10 protein-coding genes are annotated in these 9,266 nt (G+C 55.4%); 1 reads left to right on the top strand and 9 read right to left on the bottom strand.

What is annotated here, in order from left to right:
* The coding region (locus NZ653_09695) for a DUF11 domain-containing protein (GenBank protein MCS7287393.1) at window positions 1-855 on the top strand (855 nt) is incomplete at its 5' end.
* Between the two features lies 1 nt (window position 856).
* On the opposite strand, the gene NZ653_09690 is transcribed toward NZ653_09695, so the two are convergent.
* The 9 genes from NZ653_09690 to NZ653_09650 form a co-directional block, all read right to left on the bottom strand.
* Window positions 857-1,204 (bottom strand): hypothetical protein, encoded by a 348-nt coding sequence (locus NZ653_09690; protein ID MCS7287392.1) that lies wholly within the window; start codon window positions 1,202-1,204, stop codon window positions 857-859.
* 224 nt (window positions 1,205-1,428) lie between these two features.
* Window positions 1,429-2,106, bottom strand: a complete 678-nt coding sequence (locus tag NZ653_09685) for a DUF2029 domain-containing protein (protein ID MCS7287391.1) — start codon at window positions 2,104-2,106, stop codon at window positions 1,429-1,431.
* A gap of 80 nt (window positions 2,107-2,186) precedes the next feature.
* The gene (locus NZ653_09680; protein MCS7287390.1) at window positions 2,187-3,488 is read right to left on the bottom strand and encodes a glycosyltransferase family 4 protein; all 1,302 of its coding nucleotides are present in this window, start codon (window positions 3,486-3,488) and stop codon (window positions 2,187-2,189) included.
* The gene (locus NZ653_09675) at window positions 3,485-4,624 is read right to left on the bottom strand and encodes a glycosyltransferase family 4 protein (GenBank protein ID MCS7287389.1); all 1,140 of its coding nucleotides are present in this window, start codon (window positions 4,622-4,624) and stop codon (window positions 3,485-3,487) included. Before NZ653_09675 ends, NZ653_09680 begins: the two co-directional genes overlap by 4 nt.
* Window positions 4,625-4,813: 189 nt before the next feature.
* Complete coding sequence (locus tag NZ653_09670; protein ID MCS7287388.1) at window positions 4,814-5,596, bottom strand: FkbM family methyltransferase; 783 nt, start codon at window positions 5,594-5,596, stop codon at window positions 4,814-4,816.
* A 1-nt stretch (window position 5,597) separates the two neighbouring features.
* A complete protein-coding gene (locus NZ653_09665) occupies window positions 5,598-6,449 on the bottom strand; it encodes an FkbM family methyltransferase (GenBank protein MCS7287387.1) in 852 nt (283 codons plus the stop codon).
* Entirely contained in the window at window positions 6,446-7,534 is a 1,089-nt protein-coding gene (locus tag NZ653_09660; GenBank protein ID MCS7287386.1) for a glycosyltransferase family 4 protein, read from the bottom strand. Before NZ653_09660 ends, NZ653_09665 begins: the two co-directional genes overlap by 4 nt.
* Window positions 7,509-8,639 carry a glycosyltransferase gene (locus NZ653_09655; protein ID MCS7287385.1) on the bottom strand — a complete coding sequence of 377 codons (1,131 nt, stop codon included), beginning with the start codon at window positions 8,637-8,639 and terminating at the stop codon, window positions 7,509-7,511. Before NZ653_09655 ends, NZ653_09660 begins: the two co-directional genes overlap by 26 nt.
* On the bottom strand, window positions 8,640-9,209 hold the full coding sequence (locus NZ653_09650; protein MCS7287384.1) for a class I SAM-dependent methyltransferase: 570 nt from the start codon (window positions 9,207-9,209) through the stop codon (window positions 8,640-8,642).
* Between the last annotated feature and the right edge of the window lie 57 nt (window positions 9,210-9,266).

Below are 9,266 nucleotides of genomic sequence, written 5' to 3'. Positions count from 1 at the left end.
GCGGTGGACGTGTGCGATTGGTCTTACAGCTTCTATGTATCTAATGGTGGGCTGATTGAAGCTACTGCCTGGAGCGAGAACATTGCCGATATCGATCTCTACCTTTACGGGCCGGTGAGCGCTTCCTCCACCACGCCTCTGGCTTGGGAGCAGGTGCGGGTGAAACGCCCGCCGGATGGTTATTACTTGGTCTGCGTGGACAACTGGTCTGGCACGCCCGGCACCTTCAACTTGGACCTGCGGGTGATCCAGGGCACGGACCTGGTGGTGAGCGGCGTGCCCATCGGGACTATCAATGCCAATACGCCGGTCACCTTCACCGTATCCTTCACCAAGACGGCGGTGCCCGGCACTACCTGGGAGGGCCTGCTCTACATTGGTCCAGTCTTCGCACCCACCGCCTTGGAAATCCCGGTTACCGTTCGTATTATCACGCCCACGGTGAATGTGCTCCTTAGCGTGGATAAATTTGCCAGCGCTGGGTGGGTCCGGGAAGGCGACATTTTCACCTACACCATTACCCTCCGCAACCTGGGCACCTATCCTGAGTATGTTGCCCTCCGTGACCCGCTGCCCCCGATGGTGGAGTTTGTGCCTGGCTCCCAGCGAGCCACCAAGGGCACCCTCTTCCTGGATATTATCGCCCGGGAAGCTCGGTGGACCGACTGGGTGAGCGGTGGCGAAACGGTGACCATGACCTTCCAGGTGCGGGCCTCCAGTGGCCGGGGCTGGGTGGAGAACGTGGTTAGTGTCAGTGGTGCCATCAGCCGCCAGCGGGTGGAAGGTGTGGCGTTAACGTTTGTGAACCCGCTCCAGATTTACCTCCCGCTGGTGATGAAGAACTATAGACCATAGGTCAGGTAAAGCGATAGCGAGCCTGCTTCGGCTTTGAGGCGGCGTATCCCCTGGGGTGCGCCGCCTTTTCGTTTTCTCCCCTTCGATGAAGTTGTCGCCCGCGCTTTACAATCTGCCATGCCAGTACTCCCCACAGAATCAGCAATCCATAAGTTCCAAGGGAGAGCAAAAGAGTATACCCAACCAACTGGTGCCAGAACAGGCCCTGCAAATTCATCAGGGCATAAGCGAGAAGAATGAACACCCGTTCCCAGCCAGAGGCGAATTGCCAGGCCACGAGCAAGGCCACGAAGGCCAGAGCCATATGATGGAACCAGCTAACGGGTGCAATTAAGTGGGTGGTAACCATCACAAGCCCCGCTTCCAGAAGAAATAAATCCTTGGAAAACTTCCCCGGCCAGCACAGCACTGCGGTAACCAGAACCAGAACGGCAGAGACGCTCAGCGTCAGCGTTTTTGCCAGTGCCGGTTTGTGAGTTAAGGCGCTCCCAAACTCGTGATGGGTCAACAACCGTCCGAAAAAGCCGCTTAATCCCTGGTTGGGTGGATATACAACAGGCTCCCCTGCCTGTGTCAGATTGGCGAGGGGGAGGAAGAGACGAGCGTAAGTCTGATAGGTTTCAGACCGATAAACGGTATAGTGATGAGCCCGAGAAGAACAAGGCCGATGAACAGCCAGAGGACAATGCGGGCCTGAAACTTCCAGGCAGCGTGCAAAGCCAGAGGGGCCGGGATTGGCTTTAACATAATTCCTGTGGCCAAAGCCAGGCCAGCGCCAGCCAGGCGGCCCCGAGTGAAAGCGAAAAGGTAAGCAACCACCGACAGAAACACAAAAAGGTTCACCTGCCCGGCGTAGACTGTAGTTAACACCGGTACATACCCTGCCAGGCCGATAAATATCCATGGGGCTACCCATTGGCCAGCGATCCAGCGCGAAAGCAAAAATGCTGTAGCCAGTAATAAAAGCGCGTTTGCGCCACACCACACAGCAAAGGCGTGTCGCGGTGGCAAAAGGGTTAGGGGCTCAATCATAGTGGCGATCAAGGGTGGATAGCGATACGGAGGGGCGTAATGGGGCACACCTACCTCAATTGCTAATTGTTGCCACGCGGTGTTATCCAGGCCATAAATATCCAGCCCTCGTTTCAGCGCTTCCGCGGCCAGATAGTAAAGATAAAAATCTGTGCCCTTGTTAGCCATTACCACAACAGCAGCCCAGCCTATCTCTACCGTCAAAAAAGCAAGGACCACCAGCGTTGATGCCCATCTTTTCCACAGTTTGCGCTTAAGAGAGACTAAAAGGGTTAGCAGTTGTGGCTTACGGGCTGGTATCATAATGCTTCACCCGATGCAAAGTAGCGATCAAGGATTAAGATAACTTGGAATTGCCCACTCCGGGGAAAACATAGTTCGCGAAAGCAACTGATCAGTCCACCCCTTTCAAAACCTGATGCCAGGTTTCCTCCAGCCGAATTATCATAATTCCCCGATGGCGTTATCGTTCTGCAGTTCCCCAGCACCCGCCGGTACACTTCCAGCGTCTTCTGCGCAGTTTTCTCCCAGGTGAACATTCGAGCTCGTTCCAGCCCCTTGGCTCGCAACATTGCCCGGAGGGTCTCATCGGTCAGGGCTCGCTCTATTGCTTTTGCCAGGGCCTGCACATCTGTGGGGTCCACCAGCAGCGCAGCATCTCCTGCCACCTCGGGCAGGCTGGAGGTGTTGGAGCATATCACAGGCACCCCGCAGGCCATCGCTTCCAGCACCGGCAGGCCAAAGCCCTCGTAGAGAGAGGGAAAGACAAAGAGGTCGGCCGCGCTATAAAGGGCGGGAAGGTCTTCGTCAGGGACATAGCCGGTAAAATGGACGCGCTCTTCCAGCCCCAGTTCCCGCAGGCGGCGGAAGAAGCCCTCGTAGAGCCAGCCCTTTTTGCCGACGATGACCAGTTGAAGATGGTAAGTGGTGAGGAGATAGTGCAAGGCCTCAAGGAGAGCGATGAGATTCTTGCGGGGTTCAATGGTGCCAACGTAGAGGATAAAGCGCTCCGGAAGGCCATACTTAAGCCGCACAGCCCCCACTATTTCAGAGCTGACGGGGTGGAAACGGGGACTTACTCCTTCGTAGATGACCGTAATCTTCTCTTCAGGGATGTTATAGAAACGCATTGCATCTTTTTTGGTGCACTCAGAAACAGTGATCACCGCATCCGCCGCCCGCAGAAAGCGGGGCATCATCAGGGTGAGAAACCAGCGGTTCATAGGCTTGTGGGTCTCAGGGTGAAAAAGGAAAATAAGGTCGTGGAGAGTAAAGACGGTTTTGATGCGGGAAAAGCGAGGCAATAGATGCTCGGTGGCGTGGAAAAGGTCCACTCCCCGGAATAGACTGTCCATATTCAGGCCCAGGAAGTGACATAAAGCTGCGGTTGAACGCCAGCGATAGGCGCCCCAGGGAACAACGCGGCGGGGCAGGATGTTCAACGGAGAAGGTAAAGAAGCTGGTGGGTGACGGTCGTAATGGAACACGCTCCAGGAAATGCCCGTCTCCATCTCCACCAGTTTTATGGCCAGTTCCCGGGCATAAGAGGCCAGCCCGGCTTTTTGATGAACGACGGGGGAAAGGTCCAGGCAGAGGTTCATCGGATGACCCTCTCAAATATGTGGTGGACATAGCTGACCATTTTGTGGGCTGTAAAATGCTCTTGCACTCTTTTCCGCCCAGCGCTACCAAGGGCAGACCGCTGGAGAGGGTTCTGCAAGAGGGCCTGGATTGCTTTTGCCATCGCCTCTTCATCCCCCGGAGGGACCAGCCAACCCGTCTTTTCATGGACGACGATTTCTGGAAGAGCGCCATGCGCGAAAGCGACAACCGGTTTGCCCATGGCCATCGCTTCTATGTTGACCAGGCCAAAAGGTTCAGGATCACCTGGATGCACAAAAACATCCATTGCTGCCAGAGCCGGTCGGACGTCGTCCAGGTGACTGGTAAAGATCACGTGCTGGCTTAACCCTAACTCAGCAGCCAAGCGATAAAGCTGCTGAGGGTAGTCGTCGTCCACTTTGAAAGGTGTGCCTCCCACTACCAGCCCCCGCACGTCTGGCATCATTTTCCGTATCCGTGCCATTATCCGCAGGAAACGATCCTGCCCTTTCCAGGGGCGAAGACGGCCTACCATGCCCACCACAAGTCCTTCTTCGGGAAGACCGTATTTCCTCCGGAATGGTCTTCCATTCATTGTTGGGTCATATTCATCAACCTCAATGCCGTTGTGGACAACGGTCACCTTGTTCCGACAGGGCAGATGGTCCGCTGTAGCATGGGAGTTGGCGATAACCTGGACAGCAATTGTGCAAAAAAGCCATTTGCCTGTGCGATCAGCCCAGAGGCGACGGGGACGAGACTCGGAAAGCCAGAAGTCGTGCATATACCAGACGAAGGGTATACGGGAAAAGCACGCGGCGAGAGCCCCGAAAAGAGCCGCCCGGATTGTGGTCGCGACCAGCAACGCTGCCCCGATCTTTCGGGCCAGGCGGGCGATGAGCCAGGCAGTGGAAAGCCCATCTAAAGGTGCACGGAGGGAGCGGCGAAGGCGTGGCATCGGCAGGCAGTGGACCGGGACATTTAGCAGAGCGGCTTCTTCCGCCAGAGGACCGCCAGTGCAGGCCAGATGAGGTTGCCAACGGTTTCGGTCCAGATATTTGAGGAGCAAAAGCAGGATCTTTTCAGCTCCCCCTAAAGCGGGAGCATGATCGATGAAAAGTACTGGTTCAGCCATAATCCTCCCACCAGAAATACGTGGGTATAAACGATCGGAGTTCCTTGAAACGGCAGAGATCCAGCTCCTGTTGAAGATAGACTTGTTCGCCTGGTTTAGGGTCAATGATCGCCAGGGGTCCATAGCCAGGCCGACCGGACCGTCGTTGAAGCGATCCTGTAAACAATAAGGGCTCGCGATGTAACACATTCACTTCTCCTTCGGTCGGGCAAAAATGTGGCTGGGAAAAGGAGAACCGGAAAAGACCTGCCCCTTCAGGTCTTCTATCCGATAACCCATCTCTAAAAGGAAATGGGCAGCCCTTTGGCCTTCGTCGCCATGTAATTCTATCAGCAAAAAGGGACGATCCCGAAGGAGGATTGTCTGACTTCCCTGAAGGGCCATAAACTCTGCGCCCTCTATGTCTATTTTGATGAAATCCAACCCTGGGCCCTGGACGAAGTAAGCATCCAGGCAAATAGCCCGCGCCTCAATAGAGCGGTGGATCGGACTGGGCCTGACGATGCTCCATTCGCTGGTGTAGTAAAGGGGAGCGTTCAAGCGCACAAAGGGCTGTTTTCCATCGCTGACAGCTACATTCTCTACAGTCACCCGCAGGGTGAAGCCGTTAAGGGCGATGTTCTCCCTCAGCCAGCGGGCATTCTCGGGCAAGGCCTCAAAGGCGAAGACATGCCCTGTGTCTCCAACCAGATGGGCCAACAGCAGGGTAAAATACCCGAGGTGGGCCCCAACGTCCACGCACTTCCACCCCGGGCAAATCAGGCTCATCAGAATCTGGCACGCTTCTGGTTCGTATGGTTTTTCCACGTAAGTGCCAAAAACGCCGGGCCCTTTCATCTTGAGGCCCGAAAGGGGAGGGGGCAATTCCCAGACGAGATCATCTATTAACCTCAATACCACCCACCCTTTCAGAGCCTGTTTTAGCCCGTGAGGAAGGACATGCCGAACAACAGAGAGAACACGCTGAACCATTTCAGAGCCCTCTGCGCGGAATAGCGATCAGGTTGGCATAATCCACAGGACGAGAAAACGGTCGGATATGCCAGCCTTTCAAAATGTAAAGGGCATAGCCATATTTTTCCAGCATGGCCACGATGGATTCCGGACAATCCCCCCAAACGGCTTCTCGCGAGCGGTCTATCTCCACAATCAGAAGGGGACAAAACTCCTTCAGGATACGCTCTGCGCCCCTCAGGACTTTTCCTTCTGCGCCTTCAACATCTATCTTCACCAGGTCAACTCTGGGCAATCCCTGTTCCTGGACGAACTCATCCAGGCTTGTGACTTTGACCTCAATAGCATCCGCACTGCGCATACCAGCCTGGCTCTGCGGACACAAGGCGCTATCGGAGGCCTGTCCCGAAAGAACCAAGGGGAGCATTCCTTTTCCCTCACCCACAGCCTCCTGAAATGCAAGAACGTTGCTCAGATGGTTGCGGGCCACGTGGGCCTGAAGGCGAGCGAAAGATTCGGGATGAGGCTCAAAAGCGATGACTTGCCCATACAGTGCGTATTTAGCGGCCAGCAAAGTATACTGACCAATGTATGCTCCTATATCCAGCACCCAGGCATCAGGGCGGAGGGAGCGGATAAAGAAGCGGGCCAGAGGTGCTTCATAAAGGCCCAGGCAATAGATGTTGTAATCCACCCAAATCGGCAGACGAAGAGTTACATACAAGGTTCGGTCCAGAGTGGTTTCAACTTCTACATCAGGAACCCGCAGGTAGTGGTAAAGCCAGAGGGCAATCCGATAAGTGCCTCGTTGAAAGGGAGCATGCAACGAATACAGGCGCAATAAGCGCATCCAGACCGGAACTTTACTCACAGGTTTCCCTCCAAGATTCGCAGGTAAACAGCCATTGCCTCCCTTGCCGTTTTCTCCCAGGTAAAACCTTTGGCCCGTTCCAGCCCTCGCCGGCGCAATTCTTCAGCCAGCGCCGGGTCCGAAAGCACGCGGTCAATAGCGTCGGCAATGGCCTGAGGATCCCGGGGGTCCACCAAAAGGCCTGCATCTCCCACAACTTCTGGAAGGGAAGCAACGCTGGAAGCCACCACCGGCGTGCCGCAGGCCATAGCCTCCAGGGCCGGAAGGCCAAAGCCCTCATACAGGGACGGTAGAACCACCACATCGGCTGAATTGTACAGACCGATCAATTCTTCCTCGGATATCCGCTTTATCTGAAAAACCCTGTCTTTCAAGCCCAGGCCATCTATGAGCCTTTGCTGAGCGGGTGAGAAAGCCCCCCCCGTTTGGATAAACAGAAAGTCCGTTTTCCTATTGGCTAATAGAGCCAAAGCTGCCAGCAGTCCTTCCAGGTTTTTGCGGGGCTGGCAGTGGCCCACATGGAGAATGAGCTTCCTATTGCCAAGTTTCCACTTTTCTCGCCAAAGAGCCCTTTCGCCTTCAGATAGCGGACGAAAATGAGCCTCTACTCCATTGTAGATGGTTATAATTTTATCAGGGCTTCCATTGATGCGCGCCATTAACTCCCGCCTGGTAAATTCTGAAACTGCCACCAGCCATCTCGCCTGCCGACAGCCTTTCCAAGCGGTCTCCCATGCTATCTGGCTCAATCCCCAGCGACGGCCGGGAAAGAAAAGAGGAGCGATGTCGTGAACCGTCACGATTGTGCGGCTTCCGTCCAGCGCGAAGAGGAGATGGCCGTAGGAGTGGTCCAGGATGTGATACACATCCGCCACCGAATAACGGCGGGCCCACAGGGGATAGGCCAGCATTCGCCACAGGACGAAAAACCGCCCGCGCAGGCCAGAAGGTGGATCCGGTGGCACCAACAGGCGGAAGTCTACCCCAGGAGCCACCTCCTTCAAGGCTCTGAACAGGGACCGGGCATAGCGGTCCATACTGGGCCAGTTTTCCCAAGGACTATCGGCAAAGAGATGCACGCGCATCCAACACTTCCTGCCAGAAACGGAAGGTCTGGTAGCAAATTCGCTCATTGGTATAAAGGGCCAGCACCCGCTCTCGGCCTTTCCGGCCCAAAATCGCCCTCTGGAGTGCGGACGACCGCAAGAAATCTATGGCTTGGGCGAGAGCGAGAGAGTCCCCTTCGGGCACAATCAGTCCGGCGTCTCCGATCACTTCCGGGATAGCTCCGGAATCGGAACCAATAACGGGCACTCCACAGGCCATCGCCTCAATTAGCACATGCCCAAATTGTTCCTTCCAGCGGGCAGTGGTCTGTGAGGGAAGCACCAGCACGTCCATTGCGTTGAGGTATTCGGGCACTTCTGTATGAGGGACGGTGGGGATCCAGAAAACTCGCTCTCCGATGCCTCGCCTCTGGGCCTGATGCAGCCATTCCTCCCGAATCGGGCCTTCGCCTACCAGAAGGCATCGCCAATCTCCCTTTAAAGATGATAACGCATCCAACAACACCCAAAGGCCCTTCTCCGGAATCAGACGGCCAAGGTAGCCGATCGTGAAGGTATCCAGGCCCAGTTTCCGACGAAAGGAATCGTTGCGGTGAGGGAAGAAGCGTTCCGGATCCACGCCCAGTTGCGGAATCACCGCTATCGGCCCCGAAAAGCCGGCCTCGCGCAACCGCTGGCTGGCTTCTCGGGTTCCCGCTATCGCCCCATCGGCCCGGCGCAGATTGAAGCGGCGGATTGCGGAGAAAGGCCAGCGATACTGGATGGGAAGATTCTCCCAGGTGAAAAAGAGCACCGGACACTTTATCCGGGGCTTGAGCCACATAACTTCCAGCAAAGCCAGCGATGAAGGCTCTTCATCCACCTGAATAAGGTCTGGCTTTAGAGAATGCAAAAGGGACCACAGTTTCAGGGGATGAAAAGCGAAACCGGAAAGTCGGTTCGTGCCCCAGGCCTTTATAAGAAAGTGAGGCCAGCGGGCAGAGAGCTCAGCGGGATAGACCTTCAGAGTGTGACGAATCTTCTCTGGAGTTAAGAGGAACAGGCTCACTTCATCAGGAAGGTAGTTCCATTTGGCCCGATTGATCTCCAGAGCATAGGTGCGTCCAACCACCGCCACCCGCATTTATTTAACGACCTCCAGAGTTACATAGAGGTCCCGGGCTGGGAAAATGAAAGCCAAATACAGTTCATAAAAATCTGGGAAACGGTTCGCTATCCATCCGATCCCTGCCCAGCGGTATGGGCGGGAGAAATAGAGATAGCGGTTTCTAATTCGGAAACGGGCTGCAGTGTAAAAGCCTGGGATGGGATGCTGGGTTTCCAGCCACCTTTGAAGCAAGTTCGGGCGGGAAACCGTTTTTCCACCGGCGAAGTAATCAAACGAGTGCCAGCCCAAATGACGCAGGTGGGTCGGATCGGTGAAACTGTATCGGTTGGAAAAGTGGGGAGTGATGATTTCCACCAAAGCCCCCGGCCGAGCCACGCGATGGATTTCTTCCATAAACCCCACCAAGTCCGCCACGTGCTCTACAATATGGCGACAAAGGATGCGGTCAAAACTATTGCTAGCGAAAGGCCAGGGGCAATGATTCAAATCGGCGATCACATCGGCATCAGAAAGAGGATTGATATCCAGGCCGATTGCTCCTGGCTGTTTGGCTTTTCCACATCCCACGTCAAGGATTCGTTCCACGGGTCAATTCCTCCGTGATTCGCGCCACTGTCCCCACCAATCCGCCAGTCCGGCCAG

The organism is Anaerolineae bacterium, from assembly GCA_025062375.1.
Classification (GTDB): domain Bacteria; phylum Chloroflexota; class Anaerolineae; order SpSt-600; family SpSt-600; genus SpSt-600.
This window is presented reverse-complemented; position numbering and strand designations above follow the sequence as displayed.